Genomic DNA, 19,311 nt, shown 5'->3' with positions numbered 1-19,311 from the left:
TCCTTGTATAACTGCTTCATCAATTTCCAAATAAACCATCCTTCAAATAATGACATGTCATCTAACGTTATTGGATTGTAATGAACCTAAAATTGAAAGATTAGGGGAAAATAATAAGGAACAAAAACAACGGACCTAAGATTAGTTCAAATCAAACAGGGGGAATTAGGGTATATAGGTTCCCCCTTCTTACTTAACAAGGCTCTCAAAATTTCAATATTTTATACGTTAAATTTACTCAACAGCAACGATCCCTTGCGTTTAAACCACAACTCAACTCGACTGGTTCCCATTATTTTTGCATGTTTTGTTTAAATACAATACTCAATAATATTCCTGATACAATAAGAACAATCCAGTCAATCTAGCAATTCAAATCAATACTCTCGATTAATTCCATATTTGCTAGTGATCGTTATTAAAGAAACTAATATGTGATTTAAGTGTTTTAACCAAAAAAATCATCTGCTGTTTTTATCTTGATTTAGCCAAATAGCTATTATATGCCGCAAGCAAGGCTATCTTGTAGTCTCTTTCAGTGCCATTTGCGATATAATTTCTTTGCGCAACTATTTGGAGAAGTTTTTCAGCAACTTCTCCATCCTCTAATTCGAGACTGCTTACATCCAGAAAAGCCTGTTCAACTCCGATCAACCCCACGAGTGAGCCACCAACGATTAGCGTTACTAGTTTGGGTGCCTTAGGATCACAACAATTGCCCATATATTCATCCTCCCTCCTCGTTTTGAAATAATTATTAAAACAGTTTAGGGAATATACCCGGCCAAATAGTCACGGCTAGAATCGTGGTACATCAATGGCGGAGCGACCAGTATGGGCCGATGGTGACTTATATTAAGCATTTAACTAACCATTTAGTTAGAAAATACTCCTCTTATCTTTTATTGTCAAGATCATTTATATTGTGCACATCACAGCATTATTTCGCTGTCAACAACCCAAACCATACTTTGTTACATAACATAAAAAATAAAGTCATTGGGGGAATTAGTATGACTTATATTGTTCAAACTGGTGACACCCTTTATAAAATTGCTCAGAAGTTTAATACTCCCGTAAGTGCCATTATTTCTGCAAATCCCCAAATCTCTGATCCAAATATGATTTTTCCAGGACAGACAATAATTGTCCCAACTTGGAATGAAAAATGCCCTCTTTTACGCCAGGGAGACCGTGGTCCAGCAGTAAGGCGGTTCCAAACACTTCTACAGATTGCGCGCTTTGGCCCAGGTCCTATAGATGGTATATTTGGACCTAGAACCCAAGCTGCCCTGTTGTGGGCGCTCACTTTAATTGACATTAAAGTGAGCGTTTTTTCTTGCCTTCTTTGTCGTTTCTAGGAGATAATGATTGTCATGTGGCTAAATAGGCCACATGACAATCATTAAAAAAGGATAAAAGAAAGAGGAAACATCATCGGCCCGCCAGCCTCGTTTCCTCTTTCCCATTGGTTACTACCAATATGAGTTTACCTGAAGAAATCTGGACTGTCCAGTCTTATATTGAAGGCTTTATTGATGGTTGCCCAAATCACTTGCGTCCAAGGGTGTGTCCCCACTGCTTTGAGAAAGCGATGCTACATAAACATGGAAGTTTTAAACGAACAGTGTATACGTTATTAGAAGCGTTCATTATATCCATCTACCGGTTTAAATGTATCAAGTGTGGGAGAGCCACATCATTTCTTCCTAACTTTGTGATGGAACACCATCAGGTGGCATGGGAAGTTAAAGAAGAAGTGATCCGCCAACAGTTATCTGGGGTAGCTTTGGTAAAAATTGCGGAAGATCTAGTCACTTCGGCGGGGAGGTTTAGTGAGAAGACTCTTTGGCGCTGGAGCAAAGCGATCCATGATGAACTGAAAGACTCATCCTCCGAACAATGGCGGATTATCATAGAGAAGTTGCCCCATGTGGAAATCCCTGTTGGCCCGTCGAAACCAGCCCGAGAATGGTCCTGGTTGTTTAGGGCTTGGGAGCAAGTAAGATCGACAATACCAGGATTTATGACTATCGGACTTCTTACTTGGCTCTACCAGATTAAACGCTCAAGGGCGGTGACGGTTGGTTAGCTTGATCCCACAAAAGCTGTCCATAGAATGGCGAAACTTTTTCAGTCAGAATAGCGGTAGGGGCAACCCTAGCCTAACTTTATGTTTGAAGGAGTGAGAAACCATGGATTTTGCTACAGATGAACAGATGGCAGCGTTTCGTTACGGATTAATAGCACCGATTGTATCTCGTCAGACTCCGATGATTCCTGGAGGGCTGAAGCGTCAGCTTGCTCAAATTGCCGCGCTCAATTACACCATTCCAGGCAGCCACAAGACTCAGGTTAGTGTACGCACGCTTGAGCGCTTTATGGCAAACTACCGAAAAGAGGGGTGGGATGGGCTTAAACCTAAAAAACGTCCTCAGAAAAACGCCATAGCTTTACCGGCCCCCATCTTACAAAAGGCCATTGAGCTACGCCGTGAACGACCCGAGCGAAGTGTGGAGCAGATTATATACCTATTAGAACATAGCGGTTTAGCCTCGGAGGGAGTGCTTGCCCCAAGTACCTTATCCCGGCACTTGCGCAAGGCAGGTGTCAGCCGCCAGGAACTCTTGCAGGCTGTGGAATCATCGAGAGGGCATCGACGTTTCGAAGTGGAAGATGTTCATCTCATGTGGCAGGCGGATTTTCAACATACCCTTTATTTGCCGGACCCACAGAATCCTAAGAAACGTAAAAAAGCAATGTTATTCGCCATCATTGATGATTTTTCCAGGGCGATTGTCCACGGAGAATTCTACTGGGATGAGAAATTGCCTCGTTTAGAAGATGCCCTCAAAAAAGCGATCTTGCGCCACGGAGTGCCCTCTCAGTTCTACTGCGATAATGGGAGCGTTTTCTCTTCCCACCATTTGGTCCGGATCTGTGCCAAGTTAAACATTAAGCTTTCTCACTCGCGTCCGTACAAACCAATGGGCCGAGGAAAAATTGAGAGGTTCTTCAGATTTATTGATACAAGCTTCAGACCAGAGGCCCATGTACAGATTGGAAACGGTAGTCTTTCGACGTTGAAGCACTTAAATGAGGCCTTTACATCCTGGTTAGAAGGGTACTACCACTTACGTAAGCACGGTAGTACCGGTCAGTCTCCTATGGATAGGGCTGCAGGTATTAAACGGACTATGCGCCGGGTATCGATGATGGAACTGACCGAGATCTTCCTTTGGGAAGAAGCGCGAAAGGTGGATAAGGCCGGTTGTGTCAGCGTCTTTGGTAATCTCTTCGAGGTTCCGTCTCACCTTTCTAGTCAAACCGTCACGCTTCGCTTTGACCCCTACGAGCTAAGCGTAATGCAAGTATGGCATGAAGGAAACCGGCTACCCGATGCCCGACTTCTCGATTTAAATCGCAGTATCCATGAACGGGTCAAATCGAGATCCAAGGTCGAAAAACAGGAGGAAGCTCCAGCGACTGGGTTGAATTTTTTCAAAATGGCGGAGGAAAAACGCCGTAAGACATGGGCCCAAGAAGCCTTAAATTTCGGGCCAAAGCAGGAGGCTACCCATGACTGATCTGCCAAATGCCACCCATCTAATTCCGTTTTCTCGTTCTCCAATGAACGATATGTTCTTTGAGGTCGGTGCCTATGCTGAAGCTTTAGCTCGCTTACAGTTGATGGTTTCCAATTCTGGTTTAGGAGTGCTTACAGGAGAGGTTGGCAGTGGCAAATCGACCCTTGTCCGCCGTCTGGGTCTGACCTTAGACCCTGTTCGTTACCAAGTGATCTATCTCAGCCGTGCGGGGATGAAACCTCGGGATTTTTACTCGGAATTATTACGTGAGCTTGGGGAGGAGCCACTATTCTCTCTATTTAGGGCCAAACGTTTACTTGAACATGTTTTAACCGATCGGTTGATTCAAGGAAAGAAATTCTTAGTCTTGGTGATCGATGAAGCTCAGGATATTAGCCCGTCCATGCTCCTAGAGCTCCGGTTTGCTTTAAATCACCAGATGGATTCTGCGTCCTTGTTTTCCATCATCCTGGTAGGTCAGCCCGAGTTGAGACGAACCTTACGAATGAATAAGTATGAGGCCATTGCCCAGCGCATTCACCTTCAGTACCACCTGAATGGCCTTAACGCCCAAGAAACTGCAGCCTATATTCGACATCAAATGAAACATGCCAATCGTTCCACCCCTGTCTTTTCCGATAGTGCTTTAGCTCTAATCCACTCCGAGACGAAGGGCATACCTCGGCTAATTAACACTCTTTGTACTCATGCCCTCTATGAGGCAGATCGAAACGGGAGCGAGGTTGTGGAGGATGCTCAAATTGGGCGAATTTTAGCGGATGCTGAACGGCAACGTGGTAGTGCTATTTAGATAGTATCCACATTATCCCCAATATACACATGGATTGGCATGTGTATATTGGGGATTTTTCTTATCCACATTGACTGTCATTGCAGAGGAAAGTATTGGCGGTAGAATTCTACTGGTATTGGCGTATTGTCGGCACATTTCTTCTGCCATTGGCAGTGAGATGTACGCCGTCATGTGAGCTGAGAAGCGACACCCTGTTGGCCTTTCAACGAAGTCAAAAAGAGCTTGAAATTACAGGTGTAGCAGATGAAGAGACTTGGGTTGGTTTAGCTGCTGAATGCGGACCAAGACCTGAAGTTACTAGCTATATTGTAAGACCGGGGGATACATTGTTTATCATTTCTACCCGTTTTAACGTATCGATTCAAAGCATCTTGGAGATCAGTCCAGAGATAACAAATCCTAATGCAATCATTGCTGGTCAGGTTATCAGAATCCCAGCAAATTAACAAATTCATATAACAACCAACAGTTGATGTCCATATAGAATCCGAGGGCAACTTAAGAAAACTTAAGTTGCCCTGCCTGGACACACTGGGCGTATGTCGTGCCAGATTAGCATTGTTACTTCGTTTGTAAGACCCTTTCTGCAAATTGACTCGTTAGACTCAGTATTTTTTCATAGTCTAATAGTTTCCTCAGCCAATGATCGGGAATGTTCGAAAACCCATAATACACACCAGCCATACTACCTGTTATTGCGCCAACTGTATCGGTATCCCAACCTAAGTTTACTGCTGTGAGCACTGCATTTTCAAACGATGAAGTGTTGAGAAAACTCCAGAGTGCAGCTTCCAAAGATTCAACCACATAGCCCCCAGATTTTATCTCACTCTCTGCAAGTGTGGGAAGTTCGCCGCTAATAATGCGCTTAAAATGACTTAACTGCTTACCTATTTTGCGGTCGATGAAAAACACGGTTTGAGATTTGAGTCTCATAGCGTCATAGGCTTTTTGGGGACTACTCCCTTTTAGCAATTCTTTCACGAACAGAGAATACAAACTACACGCCAATTGACTGCGCGGATGTCCGTGCGTTATCTTAGAAACTTCACAAATCCTTTGGATCATCGTGTAATCGGATTCATTCGCGAAATATAGGGTTGCTGGAAGAATTCGCATCAGGCTTCCATTTCCATTATTATTAGCATCATCGGGTCCCGCTTTAAAGGGAGCAACCCCATGAATTAATCTCTTCATGGCTATTTCTGTAGTACCACCTATATCAAAGGCTTCCCCCAACGGAGTCATATAGCCATCACGATACCACTTCACAAATCGCCGCGCAATATCTGCGGGATTGTAACCTACCTCAGACAGACTTTCAGCTAGACAGAGTGTAAGCGAACTATCGTCCGACCACGCACCCGGTTCTAGTCCGAAGGCACCTCCTCCCGTCATATCCGTGATTGGGTTTTTTCTTATTTCTGTTTTCGTCATGAACTGGACAGGTAATCCTAAAGCGTCTCCGATAATTACCCCCATGACTCCACCCATTATTGCATCTCGTTTCAAATGAACCACTCCTATTTATGTATATTATTAACTACTCGAAAGTTTATACTTATCCTTTAACTCATTAACTATTACATATAATTTATCCTTATAATCTTTGCCGGCTCCACCTGTTTTGTAGAGATCTTGTAATGGTTTATATAAATGCGGAAATTCCTGCTTTATAAAGTCTAAGAACACACCCCTTGTCTTTCCTCTTAAATAAAGCACGCCCGGCAGGACATAATCAACATGGCAATCAGAAGCATGGGAGTATAAGGAGTTAATAGTTTCAAATCCATCTGTAAGATTTAATGCTTCTAAGGACATCGTAAAGATCTCTTGGACTTTCTCAAACATATTCATAAGATCACTATTGGCTTGTTCTGAGAAGTTAACTTTTGATTCGATAGCATAATCAGTAAGTTCCATGAGATTAGTGGCGTGGTCTCCTACTCGTTCTATGTCACCAATCACTTGAAGAATCCGATAACTCAGGTTCGATTGCTCAGATGTGAGCATTTTACCGGATGTAATTTTTAAGACATAGTCTGTGATCTCGTTTTCAAGATTATCGATCGCAGCTTCAAATTGAACTGTTAAGTGTTTATTATGTGGGTTATGATCAAAAAAGTAGTCTTTTGAATTTTCATATGCTTCACCCGCCATCCTACCCATCCGCAAGGTCTCGCGGCTAGCATTGGCTAGAGCCATAGAAGGATTACCAAATAAACGAGGTTCTAAATATTTAGGCTTTGCATTGATACTTTTCTACTAGGACAATTTTCCCGGGGACACAATTGACAGCTTTCGAATGTGCTTTCTTTTGGAAAACGAATACCTGAAACAGTCTTAATCGGTAGCAATAGATAACTATTTGTAAGTTGAACTCCGATTAACTCTTCTACATTGTCCAAAAGATCAAAAAGTGGTTTTTGTTCCGTGATTGGCCAGTCTTGTAGTGAACCAGGATACATATTGGAGGCATGCCCTAAGCTAAATTCTCGATCCAGAAACGCCTCAAACTCCTGGCGCGCATTCTTTAAGACCATTTCCTTAATCGTATCCACACAATAGCTTTGAAAATAATCGTCCTTAAACCGTTTAGACCATACTTCTAACTCCGTTCCGCAGGTAACTATATATGGAAAGACCATCGAACTATCGTCTAGATTTACCCGCAAGATACGACTGGTAAATTTGATTCCATCGATGACAACAAAATTGTCGCCCTTCGCTTCAACGAATGAACGTTTAAATATTACTTTAGGTTTTGCAATTAACTGAGCTTCAGCTGCCATTTCTAGTAATTCAGAGAGAAAAGAACTATTTTCCTTAATGTGTAATTTTTCCTGAAGTTTTACCAGATCGATTTTACACTGAATATTGTTCAAAACAACAGTATCCATTACGCTTCCCCTTCCCCTTCTTCCACTCCCATTATAACAAGTTCTTGGGCATTGGACACACAGGATTTCCTTAAAACGTACGTTTGTAACTGCATCACTATGATTTATTGGTATTCTCATTTCTTGTCCGCTATAGTTAGATAATCGGCCATACCGAACAAGGCGGTGCATCGTTGTCTTTTTTCTTTTTGGTTATTTGTGTCAAGGTTTTAGCCAAGCGCTTTACGCCTTCAAGCAAAACGGCTTCATTGTGAGTCGTAAAACAGAGGCGAAACTCTTTATCAAGGGTGGGAACCGTATGGAAAGCTTCGCTAGGCACAAAGGAAATTCGGTTTTTTGCAGCTTCTTGTAGGAGTCGCTGGGAAGTGCCCGCTTGTTTTAACTTACACCAAAAGTAAAATCCTCCCTCGGGTACGGTAAATTCAATATCGTTCGCACACAAACGCTGGAGAGCTTTAGCCATCGTGTCCCGGCGTTTTTTATATTCCCTCCGCACCGTGGTCAGATGCCCTGCAAGCATCCCTTCATTTAAGAACATCGTCACGAGCCATTGGGCTATGTTGTTTGAATGCAGATCAATAAACTGTTTTTCCAGGGCAAGCCGGTTGATTAAAACTGTCGGACCTACAAGATAGCCTGTACGTAAACCTGGGAATAGAATTTTCGAGAAAGTCCCCAGATAAACAACTCCTCCGTATGAATCTAAAGCTTTAAGAGCCTGAGGCGGCGTTTCGCCATAACACAAATCGCTATAGGGATCGTCTTCCACTATCACAAGCCGATGACGTTTGGCAAGTTTAATCAAATCTTGGCGCTCTTGTTCTGGTAAAACTTTGCCAGTCGGATTTTGATAAGTAGGCATCATATATAACAATTTTGGCCGGTAGCGAATTATAAAGTCCTCCAACAGCTCTAATGATAATTTTTCTGAGCAAGGAAGGCTTAAAATTTTTGCCCTTGCAGCCTGAAAAACCTGAATAGCACCAATAAACGTTGGTGCTTCCATCACAACATAGTCGCCTGGCTCTAATAACACTTTGCTAAGTAAATATAAGCCTTGTTGGGACCCTGAGAGAGTCAGTATGTTCTCTGTCGAAGCCGGTATGCCCTTCTCGCTCAACATTGTGGCGATTGCCCTTCTCAATGGGTTATAACCTTCTATAGCAATATGTCCAAAATCACCCGGGGCGGCCCTTCCAATATTGCGTTTAAACAACTCGGTAAAGGTCTCCATAGGATAAAGGGCCGGATCAGGCATGCCAGCGGCCAGAGATATAGTACCTTGCGCAGGAGCAGAAAGCATATCCCTTAAGATTGACGCTGACGGACTTTGAGGATAGGCGGTAAAGAGTTGGGGCCAGGGAACTTCGTTTAGGGACTCAACATCTCGTGTTTGGGCTACATAAGTCCCGCTACCCACTTTTGTCCATACCAAACCCTGTTGTTCTAACTTGCGATAGGCATTGATAGCAGTTGTGCGGCTAACAGCAAAAAGGTCAGCTAATTCCCGCTCAGGCGGTAGCTTCGTACCTGAAGGCAGGATTTGCTTTTGGATTTTGTCAGTAATGAGTAAGGCAATTTGTAGATAGAGCGGTTGCTTATCTGAGGTATTCAGCTCTGCGCTATTCAGAAATTTGGATATGTCCATTTAGCATTTCCCCTTATTTTGTATCCAATTTCTATTATATCTGTGAAATTGGATATTTACAATGTTTTCCTAACTCGTTAATATTTAAAGAAAACTTGCTAACGCCGAGCGCTGGCCATGACTTGAACAGGACGTTCGAGATTAGAACACCGCCATGGATGGCAAGGTGTCGTGATGGCTAGATGCCGTGATGGCGAGAAGGGACCTTCAGAAAGTATACAGCGTAAGTTATACATTTCTGATAAGTATTAGAAAAATTAAAAGTAGGTGGAATGATTATGCGATTATCAAATCTCCTCTCAGGTCAGAACGTACTAGCGGAAGAAGCATGGGTGGCACTCCGCGAGTGCACTCCCGTGGTGCTCGGGGTAGTGCCCTTTGGTATCACCTGCGGGATAATGGGGCTTACAGCAAAAATGTCCGGCGTAGAAACTATTTTAATGTCTGTCTTTGTTTTTGCTGGTGCGTCACAGTTCATTGGCATTACCATGCTGGGTGCAGGCATAACGGGCTGGGGAATTGTTATACTTACTACCTTGCTGGTAAACTTGCGCCACTTGATTATGGGATCATCCTTGGCGCCCTATATGATTAGGCTGCCATTTCCCCTCCAAGCACTCCTGGCATTCTTTTTGACCGATGAAGCCTATGCCCTGACCATTAGCCGAATTCACAAGGCCAAATATAGTGTGCTTTATCAATTGACCGTGAGTACTGTGCTTTATCTAGTTTGGGTTTTGGCTACTGTAGCCGGGGTAGTTTTAGGTAGCTACATTTCCGACCCCTTAACTTGGGGGCTTGATTTTGCCATGCCGGCAACGTTTCTGGTATTGCTGATACCGCTGTTGGCAGACCGCGTCAGTCTAATTGTATTCGGTGTAGCTGCATTGGTTTCAGTATTTGCTGCCCTGTATTTACCCGGTAAGTGGTATATTATTATCGCCTGCCTTACAGCCAGCTTAATAGGGGGCTTATTAGAGGGGGATAGCAAACATGCGTGACGAAATTTTTTACATCATTATAGGGATGGCCTTAGTTACTTATTTTACCAGAATCGGAGCTCTAGCCTTGTTCCGGTTTACAGGGGTACCAACTTGGTTAAACAGATGGTTAAAATATGTCCCAGTTGCCATATTGACAGCCTTAATCGTACCATCATTACTTTTACCCAAGGGATATTTGGATATTAGTTTAAACAATCACTACCTGATTGCGGGCATCGTTGCAGCTTTTGTGGCTTATAAGAGCCGTAATATTATTGCCACCTTGGGTATAGGAATGTCGATTATGTTTGTCCTGAAGTTATTTTAGATAACCACTTTTTTCAAATGCCCTACAATTACGAAAGCGACCTTACTGGTCGCTTTTACGGTCTATTAACCTTAATTCTATTTTGCGAATTGAAACGATATTGTCGTATAAAAAGCTTACGGTTTTATCGTCACTCTTCTTTACTGCATTGGTAGTGGTAATTGCCGTGATCATTATCACCAATGCGACTGTTTAGGAGGTTCTGTATTAAAAAGAGTATTTTTTGTAATCCTAGTTGTTGAATTGTTACTGGCAGGATGTGTAAAGCTGGAAAGTAACAACATGATAAAGGCCGACAATATACGGAAGGATTATGATGGATAAAGTACATATTGGCAGGGTAGTTCCACAAAGCTACTAGAAACTATTACCTAAAGACCGATGAGAAAAGCATCCTTGGGTAGCCACTTTGGCATACCAAGGATGCTTCTTTATGTAACAAATACCGAAATCAATTTGTTCATGTCCCAATTCTATGGATAATGTGAATTGGATTGCGAATGTATTCTAATAACACCGGGCATACAGTAGGCATTCTCCCAAATATTTTTCATACTATATTATTGCACAATATTCCATGAAAGCTCAGCACATATGAATATGGTTATAGCGTTGACTTCCCGTACTCCTCTGCTTTCATAAGTGCGTCTGTTGCCTTAATATCGCCTTTTTCATTAACCTTAGGGACTGCCAGAACTCCTTTGTCTTCCCATTTCATATAGTGGGCAATTTCTCTATAGGTTGCTATTATTCCGTCAAATATTTTCATACCTTCATCTGCCCCACATACCATCAAAAAGCTTTCTTTGATCTTCAAAGGGCGTTTACAACTTTTCCCTACATAAGCATACATTTTATCGATGGCTGCTTTGATTTGTGCAGGAAAGCTAAACCAATATAAAGGTGTGGAGAAAACGATGATATCCGCCGCTTCTAATAAAGGTGCAAGTTCATCAAAGTCATCTTGAAAAGAGCATGGTTTTCCTTTGCTCCAGCATGTTTTACAAGCTTTACAGCCGCTAATCTCTTGCTTGGTTGTTTCAAATTTTATCACTTCATGTCCAACGGATATTGCTCCTTTTATAAAAGCATCTGCCATCCTGTCACTATTTCCATTTCTCCTTGGGCTTCCAGTCAATACCAATATATTTTTCTTTTCCAACCTGTTTGCCTCCCTATAATATTATTACTATAGAAGTTTCTCCTCTATATCCCACTGCGAGCAGATCAAGGACACGTTATTTTCCTACAAGTGTATATGAAATAAGATTTTGCTTTTCTCGTTTGGCGGAACCCCTATTAAACAAACAATACCCATGAAAATTGCCGCTATACCAACATGACCAAAAGACCAATTATTCCTATCATAATAAATGTCAAACCATATATACTCCACATGATTGCATTGGCTCTACGAAAGCCAGCGTCTTGTATATAAATTCAACATTTACCTGTACATACCTCCCAATTCAACAAATTAAAGCAAGAACTTTTTTAAGTTCTTGCTTTGTTCATGTCCCGATTTATGGATATTTCAAAACTGATTTATGATAACAAAGCTTTTTCACGAATAACTTTACTATCATAATCGCTTTCAACTTTCAGAAGTCTCGGAAGACCTCCTCGAATTCAGCGGACGAAAAACGCATCAGAATTCGTTCTCCCACAACGGTTACGGGTCCTCCAGGGGCATTGGTAACTTTTAACCTTTCTTTGAAGTTTTTTGGAATTAGAACATCTTACTTTTCCTGTCATGTAGCTATCTAAACATAACTTGCCCTTAGCCAACGATTTAAATCAACAGGTATATATTCGTCCGCTATTTGGAACAAGGGTAGGGACAATACCTAAACCTTTTGAATCAAATCTTCATGGCTCTTGCTAACACAGCGAGTTTGTTTATCGTTTTCCGGTTACGCACAGTCGCTGGTACATCCAACTTCCGAAGATTATTAGCAAGCTTTGAATTTTCTGAAAAGTCAAAACTAGTCTTCTTCCATTTCACCAGTGCAATTGTACTGGTGAAATGGAAATAACTCAATGAAAGAATTGCTTCTCCTCATCTACCAAACCCAATGCAACTTCAATTAAGGCAGTGAGATGCATCATTTTCATACCAAGTTTGTAATGCTTATTCATATCAACAAACTGGTCCATACAGTTATGGCAAGGGATGCACCCAATTTCTGCACCTGTAGCCACTAATTGATCAACTTTAGGTTTGGCTTTAATCATACGCATTGCTTTAGTTGCAGCCACGGCACCAGCTCCTCCGCCAGCTCCACAACAAAGGTTATACTCTCTATTAGGAAACATTTCGCGAAAATCCATTACAGTGTTACTTAACACATAGCGTTGAGGCTCAACAATTCCTTCTTTACGAACCGTATTACAGGGATCATGTAGGGTTACTGGGATTGTATTTCTGGTCTTATCTAGTTTTAATGTGCCGTCTTTAATCCAATCGGCATACAACTCGACTATATGGCGAACAGGGAACTGTTTCCCTTTCCAGTAATCTCGTGCAAACACTCGGGTCGATCGGAATGCATGGCCACATTCAGTGACAATAATTTCCTTAGGGTTTAGCCTCTCAACTTCTTCAAACATCGGGCGTGAAATTTCATCGAATTCATCGTTTTTACCTGTGAACAAACAAATATTAGTAGCATCCCAGCGCTTAGAGCTGATCGTAAAGTTTGCCTTTGCGGCATGGAAAACATTTAAAATACTTTGCAAATCATTTGGATAATGTTTAATTTCTCGAGCATTGAATCCAAAGAAGAAATCTGCATTTGGAACATCTAAAGGAATCTTGTAAGTTGGATCTTTGAGATCCTCCTGCATCATTTCCTCAATCCGATCAAGAGTCTCGTCATAATCAATTTGTTCGACACCCATTTGATTACCTGTACGTATATGATCATCAGCAATAACTTGCAAATGACCAGGCGGCATTGCCACTTTCCCTCGAAAGGCTCTCGTGAGTGCGTTAATATTCACCCCCATTGGGCATTGCACAGTACATCGATCACACATTGTACAATTCCAGATGAAGGGATCGTTTTCTGCTTCTTCTCGCATACCTAGAACTACTTTACGTATAAATTTACGAGGGTCTTGATCCTCATGTAGATCGCTATAAATGCAGCCAGCTGTACACATACCACAAGTGAGGCAATTAGAAAAATCGTAGCCCTTCAATAATTCTGCCATTTCATCACGTAAGGTTGGATCTAAGTTTTTAATTCTTATTGGTTCTCTCATCTTACGATCACCTCCGACATTAAATTGATATTCGCTTTATATGTAAAAAGCGGATACTTGATATCCGCTTTTACTGTTTTACCTTACATCTATTAATTATTCAAAAGTAATACAGTGTGCTGGGCAGCCCTCGGCAGCTTCTTTGGCGGCCTCCTCACATTCACTAGGGACTGGGCTTGTGTAAGCTACTGCTATCCCGTCTGCCCCCATCTTAAAAACCTCAGGACAGAATTCAGGACATGATTCACACCCGATGCACTCATCTTGCGATACTATTGCAATCATAATGTATCCTCCTCAAATTTATTTCTCTTTGAACAAATCGTCACAAAGTTTTGCAATCTTCTTTTAGCAATTCTTTTTGTGTTTTAAATTCTGGATCCGCACCTCATGTGACCCGTTCCATCTCTTCCTAGCATCTGAAATACCTCCTTATGGTTATTGATGAGTATTTCGGGGTGAAAGAGCCGCTTTAGCGGAAAAAGAGAGCCGCCTTCACGCTCAAACTGAGCCACCTTCACGGAACAGAGAGCCACCAAAAAAGTCGATTTTCTCTGGGGTTAAACTTGACATGGGGCCCCACGGGATGTGCTTCAGTGGGTCGAGGGGTGTGGCTAAAAGGAAGACTGTCTTTTGGGTAAGCCCCACCCCCTTGATTTAGGGTAGCACATCCCTACCCATGTCAAGTTTTAATTTCGGGTCTGTAACAACGGCTTGAAACTAGGGCGGCTCCCTTGAGCGTGAGTCTGGCTCTTTTATTCCGTGATAATGGCTCTATTTCGCCGACACAGTGGTTCTCTCGGAGCGAAATATTCATTATTGACATATGCCCTTTATGGTTCTAATTATACTCCGTTTAGAACATATGTCAATAATAGTTCTGACATAATTTGTGCGTTAATTTGCCAGGAGGTTCTCGGGCAAATTTTCTAGCTATAAAAAATCCTCCTGTCTTGTATTCTTTGTTTTTAACAGAATACCAAAGTCAGGAGGTTTTTTCGCGACGCTATTTAGTCCACGCTTACGTATATATGGAATGGAAATGATGTTCAAAAATTGTTACCAATTTGCACATCATTTCCATTCCATTTAAGATCTCATTACCAGAAATATAATACAACTATGATACCCCATTATGGCAACCAAAATACAGGTATTGATTGGCAGTACTCATTAACTACCGCAAAATCAATATCAATAGTATTATAAATAAAACACTGTTAATGGCCACAAATATTTTAAAGTTCTTAGCTAATTCTTTATATTTGTCATCAGCGCGCATTGTTTCTTTAAAAAACTCTTCAGAAAGATTCATTAAACTCCGTTCTGATTCACTTTTTAGCTTAGATGTATCTGTATTGATTTTTTCCATAATTTCATCAAGAACCTTATTATTTTTTAACAACTTATATACTTCATCACTAATAACCTTTGCAACTTCCTTTTTAGATGGTGCTATTTCCTTTTCATTGGTTGTTAGAGAATTGATAATTTTCATCAGTTCTCTTTTATTTTCTTCTTCGAGTTTATTAATCTTTTCATTAATCTTTCCGTCTAGATCAGATAGGTTGTTTTCATTTTTAACTTGAATATCTTTCCACTTTTCCTCATAGGCTTGATTCATCTGATTTATATATAATTCAAATACACCTTTTTTTAACTCAATCTCATTAAATAATATGACTACTTTCTTGTAATAATCATTAAAACTTTCTATAGACTTTGAGGATAGTTCTTTATCGCTAATATATTTCGCATTGAGCTGTTTTATTTCTTCATCATAGGCTGCTATTAATTCTTTCATTTGACTTTCAAGAGTATATTTTAAATCTGAAGTTTCATTGATTAACTTTTCATATTCAGCGAGACTCTTCTCTAAATGCGTTATGTCTTTTTCTAATCTTTCATCTAATTCAAGCAAATCCAATTTAATTGCTCCTTGCCAATTTATTGTTTAGGGTGTTAATTTTGCTATTAATAAATAGCTTGTAAACAATCTCTTTAGTGGTACCACTTTTTAAGTCTTTAATTAAACAATTGGCAACTTCCAAATTAATAATCAACGCTTCATTCGTTATTAGTATTTCCTCTACTAGTTTTTCGTTAATATCAATAATGTCGTTTAGAACCCCTATAACTGCCTTAGTGTCGTTATTTCTAAAAATTGAAGAAACTAGTTCAAAGGCTTGATTTTTTGCATAGGCATCAACTTTATCTCTTTTGAGAGTGATCAGACTCCTGAAATAAAGCGCTACCGGATTATCCGTATAATCTTCTAGGTGCTTCATTGCTTTAATCTTGGCACGTTCTTGTTCGTTTTCTTCATACATAATATTAAGCAATTCTTTAGCTTTTGGGTAATCTAACCTATTTGAAGCCATTAGACTATGATAATCAGTAAATAATTTATCGATTCGTAACTCCCTTGTAACCGAAATGGACTTTTCGTTACTTATACCTTCAATATCACAGAATTTACAACCTTCTAGACCGTAAGTCACGCGATCTTGGAAATAATCCATCAGAAATTGACGTCTACATTTTGTATCATTATTAACATACTGCCAAATACTTTCTAACATATTATACTTTTGTCTTTTAATGCTTTGGAGCCTCGTTATTATCCGTTCTATTACGCTTGCCATTTTCGGATTAATAAAAACGTTTGGATTTACTTCTACTTCAAATTTAACACTACCATCATCAAAATAACTTAAAGTATAATAATGTTTAATGATTCCCTGCATCTGAAAATAAAACAAGTATGTTTGATATTTGCTAGAGTTGTTTGCTTGAATAGCGAATGTAAACTTTGGCTTGTCATTTGAATTCTGTACCAGAAACTGATAGCATTCGTTAAGATTAAGCGTCATTTCATTGGCATCCGGATAATTTTCATTAATCAATTTTGCCTGCATCCCATAATCACATTTTATCCCATTTGTATATTTGCATCTCCATCCGTAGACACATTCGGGTTCATAATTATTAATACTAGCTTGGTGCTGGATACAATCAGGTGTTCTTGCCCTTGAAATGATAATTGAGTGAGCATGCTGTCTATCATGTCCTAATCGTCCAGCTTCTTGATAATATGCCTCCAGGGAATTTGAATAGCACATATGAATAATATACCTAATGTTGGATTTATCGATTCCTATTCCGAAGCCCTTTGTTGAGACGAGCAACGGAAACTTATCTGTTTTGAACTTATCTTGTATATCGCATCTTTCAATATCACTAAGCTTAGAATGATAGAGATTCGACTCAATCCCACTTAATCTAACTTCATTGAGAATATGTTTTGTTCCATATGACCTGGTGGTTGCACCCCTCGCATTTGCATAGATTGTGAAGATAATACCTGAACCGTCTTTATGAAGATCATGTATATCTTTCTTTTGCAAAATCATGGGTATGTCTTCTATTAACGCTTTTCTCAGATTGATCTCTTTGCCACTTTCAATAGGTAGATTAATAACTTGAAAGCTAATTTCATTACGGGCTAAGGATTTTGAACATATTACATTGGCTTTATTTATCCTAAAAATGTTCAGGATATCTTCTTTGACTTTTGGAGATGCTGTTGCAGTTACTGCAATAATATTTGCAGAGCCAATCGTTGTAACTACATCTAAAAGCTTTAAATATGATGGTCTAAAATCATGTCCCCATTCTGATGAACAATGTGCTTCATCAATAATAAAATAATCAAGGCTAATGTTCTTTAGTTCCTCTTGTAATTCTAGTTGGAAGCCCCTCATTTGGAATCTTTCCGCTAATACATATAAGACCTTTAAACTACCTGCCTTAAATCTACTTAAGGTTTGTCGCTTTTCGGCAGCCGATTCTGAACCATCAATATAGTCCACAAACTCAAATCCGATAGTCTTGAGATTTGTAATTTGGTCTTTGATTAAAGATTTTAAGGGTGAAACAATTAACGACACTCCGTTCCCAAGCAGGGCTGGCAACTGATAGCAAATGGATTTTCCAGCGCCACTAGGAAGTATTCCTAAAATATCCTTACCCATTAGGGCACCTTTTACTAAGTCGTACTGACCTTCTCTAAAATCATCAAATCCCCATATTCTCTTTAATAGATATGTCAAGTTCTTCTGGTTTACATTATTAAATATGAATTTACTTCTATCTAAATTTGAATAATATATAAATACTTGTGAATTAGATGAACAAACTATTTTTAGACCATTAGATTTCTCAATAACTATATTTTTAAATTCAAGTAAGTCTCCAAATTTAAAATGCCCTAACTCAATGTCTTTCCCCACAATGAGGCCTTGGTTCCCATGACCATCACAAAACTTATAGGTATTATTGATTCTATCTCCAACAACATTCACTTTAACGATATTTCCTGAGCCCAAATTCAAAGTAGATAAGTCTGTGCATATATCCCCAAGACAACTATTAGATAAAATACTAAATCCCCATTTTAATCTGTTCTTGTAAAAATCATCAATATATTCAGGTTCATGTTTTTCCGCATAGAGACGATCAATATAACTAATCAAATCACCCTTTGAACTATCAGACGTTTGAAAAACCCAACATTGATCACAACGTCCACAACTACCACATGGTGCTATACTTTTTAAGTTTGTTATATGATGGACTTCATGCTTCAAGCGGTTTAGCGACTTGATAGCCGATTCGCTTGCGGGTTCAATAAGAATTATATCTCCATTCGTTGTGAGATTCTTCGACGTTTGAATGAGTAGATGTTTTATGCTTTTATAATTTAGCTCAGAAGTGATATTTGATAATACGACTAGATCATACTTCCCGGTTATGATTTGATCAGTTATACCTGCTTGCTTGGGGGAATTAATTGTAATATTTTTAAGATCCGCGATATTGGTTAATCTACTTGAAAAATAACTAACATTTTCTGCATAGACCTTTATATTGTCCTCGGACCTCTCCATCGAATTGATCTCTACTTTATCAAAAATGCTTTCTTCACCATGGAGCTTACATAGATTATTGAGCAGGATTATTAAATCAAGTAAGGCAAAGGTTGTAGTACCTACCCCACTTCCGATATCAAGGACTCGCAGTTCTCTGGACATTCTTTTTCTTCTCAGCAATTGAAGTAGCACAAGCTGAACCATAGGAATATTTAACAACATATAATACATTGAATAAAAGTATGGAATATCACCAACATACGACACTTTTCTATTATGATTTCTTAAAGATTCATAGCAATTTAAAAAAAGCTCCTTTTGTTCAGCCCATTCACTTCCATATTTATTAATTAATACATCTTTAATAGAATCTTCAATTATTTTTGATTGTGTAAACCTGCTACCAGGCGCAATGATATTCACTGCTGTATCTAATATCTTGTAATAGTTATTCATACTAACTCTCCTACTAAGATGATTAGTTAATCTAAGGGCCCTTGTGCCACATTTATAGCTCTAATCTTCTTCAATCTAATCATTGTTGTTACTTCTATATTTTTCAACTAATACCTGCCAATTTCTTTTTAATTTACCATTGTAATAAACGGGAATGTAAATTATATAACAGCGATATCATATTAATCATCAAACGGAGGTTTGATTTTCTTTTTAAGGATATACAAACTCAAAGAACAGCCCTCTATGCCTTCAATGGCAGGAGAACTGTTCTTTGCATGTTAAAATTATCTGATGTAGGTAATGAGGTTGGGCTTTCTGATTAATATTTCTTATATTATAGAACTTTCTTATGTCTCAAATCAAAAAATCTATTATATCCCAATTTGTATACATG

General features: G+C 39.6%; 17 protein-coding genes. 7 read left to right on the top strand and 10 right to left on the bottom strand.

The genetic code is table 11. The features are described 5' to 3' along the window. Positions 1-474: 474 nt before the first annotated feature. On the bottom strand, positions 475-723 hold the full coding sequence (locus tag ACYQ3Q_RS16245; protein WP_459929572.1) for a hypothetical protein: 249 nt from the start codon (positions 721-723) through the stop codon (positions 475-477). A gap of 290 nt (positions 724-1,013) precedes the next feature. Between ACYQ3Q_RS16245 and ACYQ3Q_RS16240 the strand changes: the two genes are divergently transcribed. The 5 genes from ACYQ3Q_RS16240 (at position 1,014) to ACYQ3Q_RS16220 (ending at position 4,847) form a co-directional block, all read left to right on the top strand. Next, positions 1,014-1,361, top strand: a complete 348-nt coding sequence (locus ACYQ3Q_RS16240; RefSeq protein ID WP_459929571.1) for a LysM peptidoglycan-binding domain-containing protein — start codon at positions 1,014-1,016, stop codon at positions 1,359-1,361. A 122-nt stretch (positions 1,362-1,483) separates the two neighbouring features. Beyond that, on the top strand, positions 1,484-2,092 hold the full coding sequence (locus ACYQ3Q_RS16235) for a DUF6431 domain-containing protein (RefSeq protein WP_459928061.1): 609 nt from the start codon (positions 1,484-1,486) through the stop codon (positions 2,090-2,092). Positions 2,093-2,195: 103 nt separating this feature from the next. Next, positions 2,196-3,587 (top strand): DDE-type integrase/transposase/recombinase, encoded by a 1,392-nt coding sequence (locus tag ACYQ3Q_RS16230; protein WP_459928060.1) that lies wholly within the window; start codon positions 2,196-2,198, stop codon positions 3,585-3,587. Beyond that, complete coding sequence (locus ACYQ3Q_RS16225) at positions 3,580-4,398, top strand: ExeA family protein (RefSeq protein ID WP_459928059.1); 819 nt, start codon at positions 3,580-3,582, stop codon at positions 4,396-4,398. The genes ACYQ3Q_RS16230 and ACYQ3Q_RS16225 overlap by 8 nt, the downstream gene beginning before the upstream one ends. 80 nt (positions 4,399-4,478) lie before the next feature. Then, positions 4,479-4,847 carry a LysM peptidoglycan-binding domain-containing protein gene (locus ACYQ3Q_RS16220; RefSeq protein WP_459929570.1) on the top strand — a complete coding sequence of 123 codons (369 nt, stop codon included), beginning with the start codon at positions 4,479-4,481 and terminating at the stop codon, positions 4,845-4,847. 115 nt (positions 4,848-4,962) lie between these two features. On the opposite strand, the gene ACYQ3Q_RS16215 is transcribed toward ACYQ3Q_RS16220, so the two are convergent. The 4 genes from ACYQ3Q_RS16215 to pdxR form a co-directional block, all read right to left on the bottom strand. Beyond that, positions 4,963-5,922 carry an ADP-ribosylglycohydrolase family protein gene (locus ACYQ3Q_RS16215; protein ID WP_459929569.1) on the bottom strand — a complete coding sequence of 320 codons (960 nt, stop codon included), beginning with the start codon at positions 5,920-5,922 and terminating at the stop codon, positions 4,963-4,965. A gap of 18 nt (positions 5,923-5,940) precedes the next feature. Beyond that, entirely contained in the window at positions 5,941-6,606 is a 666-nt protein-coding gene (locus ACYQ3Q_RS16210) for a PhoU domain-containing protein (RefSeq protein WP_459929568.1), read from the bottom strand. 26 nt (positions 6,607-6,632) lie between these two features. Next, on the bottom strand, positions 6,633-7,301 hold the full coding sequence (locus ACYQ3Q_RS16205; protein WP_459929567.1) for a vitamin B12 dependent-methionine synthase activation domain-containing protein: 669 nt from the start codon (positions 7,299-7,301) through the stop codon (positions 6,633-6,635). A gap of 136 nt (positions 7,302-7,437) precedes the next feature. Continuing rightward, the gene (gene pdxR / locus ACYQ3Q_RS16200; RefSeq protein WP_459929566.1) at positions 7,438-8,949 is read right to left on the bottom strand and encodes a MocR-like pyridoxine biosynthesis transcription factor PdxR; all 1,512 of its coding nucleotides are present in this window, start codon (positions 8,947-8,949) and stop codon (positions 7,438-7,440) included. A 278-nt stretch (positions 8,950-9,227) separates the two neighbouring features. Here pdxR and ACYQ3Q_RS16195 point away from each other — a divergent pair, with 278 nt between their 5' ends. Then, entirely contained in the window at positions 9,228-9,950 is a 723-nt protein-coding gene (locus ACYQ3Q_RS16195) for an AzlC family ABC transporter permease (protein ID WP_459929565.1), read from the top strand. Beyond that, positions 9,943-10,260 carry an AzlD domain-containing protein gene (locus tag ACYQ3Q_RS16190; RefSeq protein ID WP_459929564.1) on the top strand — a complete coding sequence of 106 codons (318 nt, stop codon included), beginning with the start codon at positions 9,943-9,945 and terminating at the stop codon, positions 10,258-10,260. Before ACYQ3Q_RS16195 ends, ACYQ3Q_RS16190 begins: the two co-directional genes overlap by 8 nt. A gap of 604 nt (positions 10,261-10,864) precedes the next feature. Here ACYQ3Q_RS16190 and ACYQ3Q_RS16185 read toward each other — a convergent pair. The 5 genes from ACYQ3Q_RS16185 to ACYQ3Q_RS16165 all read right to left on the bottom strand — a co-directional run bounded on the left by ACYQ3Q_RS16185 (position 10,865) and on the right by ACYQ3Q_RS16165 (position 18,914). Continuing rightward, entirely contained in the window at positions 10,865-11,422 is a 558-nt protein-coding gene (locus ACYQ3Q_RS16185; protein ID WP_459929563.1) for a flavodoxin family protein, read from the bottom strand. Between the two features lie 875 nt (positions 11,423-12,297). Then, positions 12,298-13,527 carry a (Fe-S)-binding protein gene (locus ACYQ3Q_RS16180; RefSeq protein ID WP_459929562.1) on the bottom strand — a complete coding sequence of 410 codons (1,230 nt, stop codon included), beginning with the start codon at positions 13,525-13,527 and terminating at the stop codon, positions 12,298-12,300. Positions 13,528-13,623: 96 nt separating this feature from the next. Continuing rightward, positions 13,624-13,812 carry a ferredoxin gene (locus ACYQ3Q_RS16175; RefSeq protein WP_034144843.1) on the bottom strand — a complete coding sequence of 63 codons (189 nt, stop codon included), beginning with the start codon at positions 13,810-13,812 and terminating at the stop codon, positions 13,624-13,626. Positions 13,813-14,704: 892 nt separating this feature from the next. Beyond that, the gene (locus ACYQ3Q_RS16170) at positions 14,705-15,454 is read right to left on the bottom strand and encodes a hypothetical protein (RefSeq protein WP_459929561.1); all 750 of its coding nucleotides are present in this window, start codon (positions 15,452-15,454) and stop codon (positions 14,705-14,707) included. A gap of 1 nt (position 15,455) precedes the next feature. After that, entirely contained in the window at positions 15,456-18,914 is a 3,459-nt protein-coding gene (locus tag ACYQ3Q_RS16165) for a RecQ family ATP-dependent DNA helicase (protein WP_459929560.1), read from the bottom strand. Between the last annotated feature and the right edge of the window lie 397 nt (positions 18,915-19,311).

The organism is Desulfosporosinus burensis (assembly GCF_054657535.1).
Note: the sequence above shows the minus strand (reverse complement) of the source record. Positions and strands in the feature narration are given on the sequence as shown.

Excerpts from the sequence above, each read along its gene's own strand:
- ACYQ3Q_RS16245 (WP_459929572.1), bottom strand. The coding sequence starts at position 723 with ATGGGCAATTGTTGTGATCCTAAGGCACCCAAACTAGTAACGCTAATC.
- ACYQ3Q_RS16240 (WP_459929571.1), top strand. The coding sequence starts at position 1,014 with ATGACTTATATTGTTCAAACTGGTGACACCCTTTATAAAATTGCTCAG.
- ACYQ3Q_RS16235 (WP_459928061.1), top strand. The coding sequence starts at position 1,484 with ATGAGTTTACCTGAAGAAATCTGGACTGTCCAGTCTTATATTGAAGGC.
- ACYQ3Q_RS16230 (WP_459928060.1), top strand. The coding sequence starts at position 2,196 with ATGGATTTTGCTACAGATGAACAGATGGCAGCGTTTCGTTACGGATTA.
- ACYQ3Q_RS16225 (WP_459928059.1), top strand. The coding sequence starts at position 3,580 with ATGACTGATCTGCCAAATGCCACCCATCTAATTCCGTTTTCTCGTTCT.
- ACYQ3Q_RS16210 (WP_459929568.1), bottom strand. The coding sequence starts at position 6,606 with ATGGCTCTAGCCAATGCTAGCCGCGAGACCTTGCGGATGGGTAGGATG.
- ACYQ3Q_RS16205 (WP_459929567.1), bottom strand. The coding sequence starts at position 7,301 with ATGGATACTGTTGTTTTGAACAATATTCAGTGTAAAATCGATCTGGTA.
- pdxR (WP_459929566.1), bottom strand. The coding sequence starts at position 8,949 with ATGGACATATCCAAATTTCTGAATAGCGCAGAGCTGAATACCTCAGAT.
- ACYQ3Q_RS16195 (WP_459929565.1), top strand. The coding sequence starts at position 9,228 with ATGCGATTATCAAATCTCCTCTCAGGTCAGAACGTACTAGCGGAAGAA.
- ACYQ3Q_RS16190 (WP_459929564.1), top strand. The coding sequence starts at position 9,943 with ATGCGTGACGAAATTTTTTACATCATTATAGGGATGGCCTTAGTTACT.
- ACYQ3Q_RS16180 (WP_459929562.1), bottom strand. The coding sequence starts at position 13,527 with ATGAGAGAACCAATAAGAATTAAAAACTTAGATCCAACCTTACGTGAT.
- ACYQ3Q_RS16175 (WP_034144843.1), bottom strand. The coding sequence starts at position 13,812 with ATGATTGCAATAGTATCGCAAGATGAGTGCATCGGGTGTGAATCATGT.
- ACYQ3Q_RS16165 (WP_459929560.1), bottom strand. The coding sequence starts at position 18,914 with ATGAATAACTATTACAAGATATTAGATACAGCAGTGAATATCATTGCG.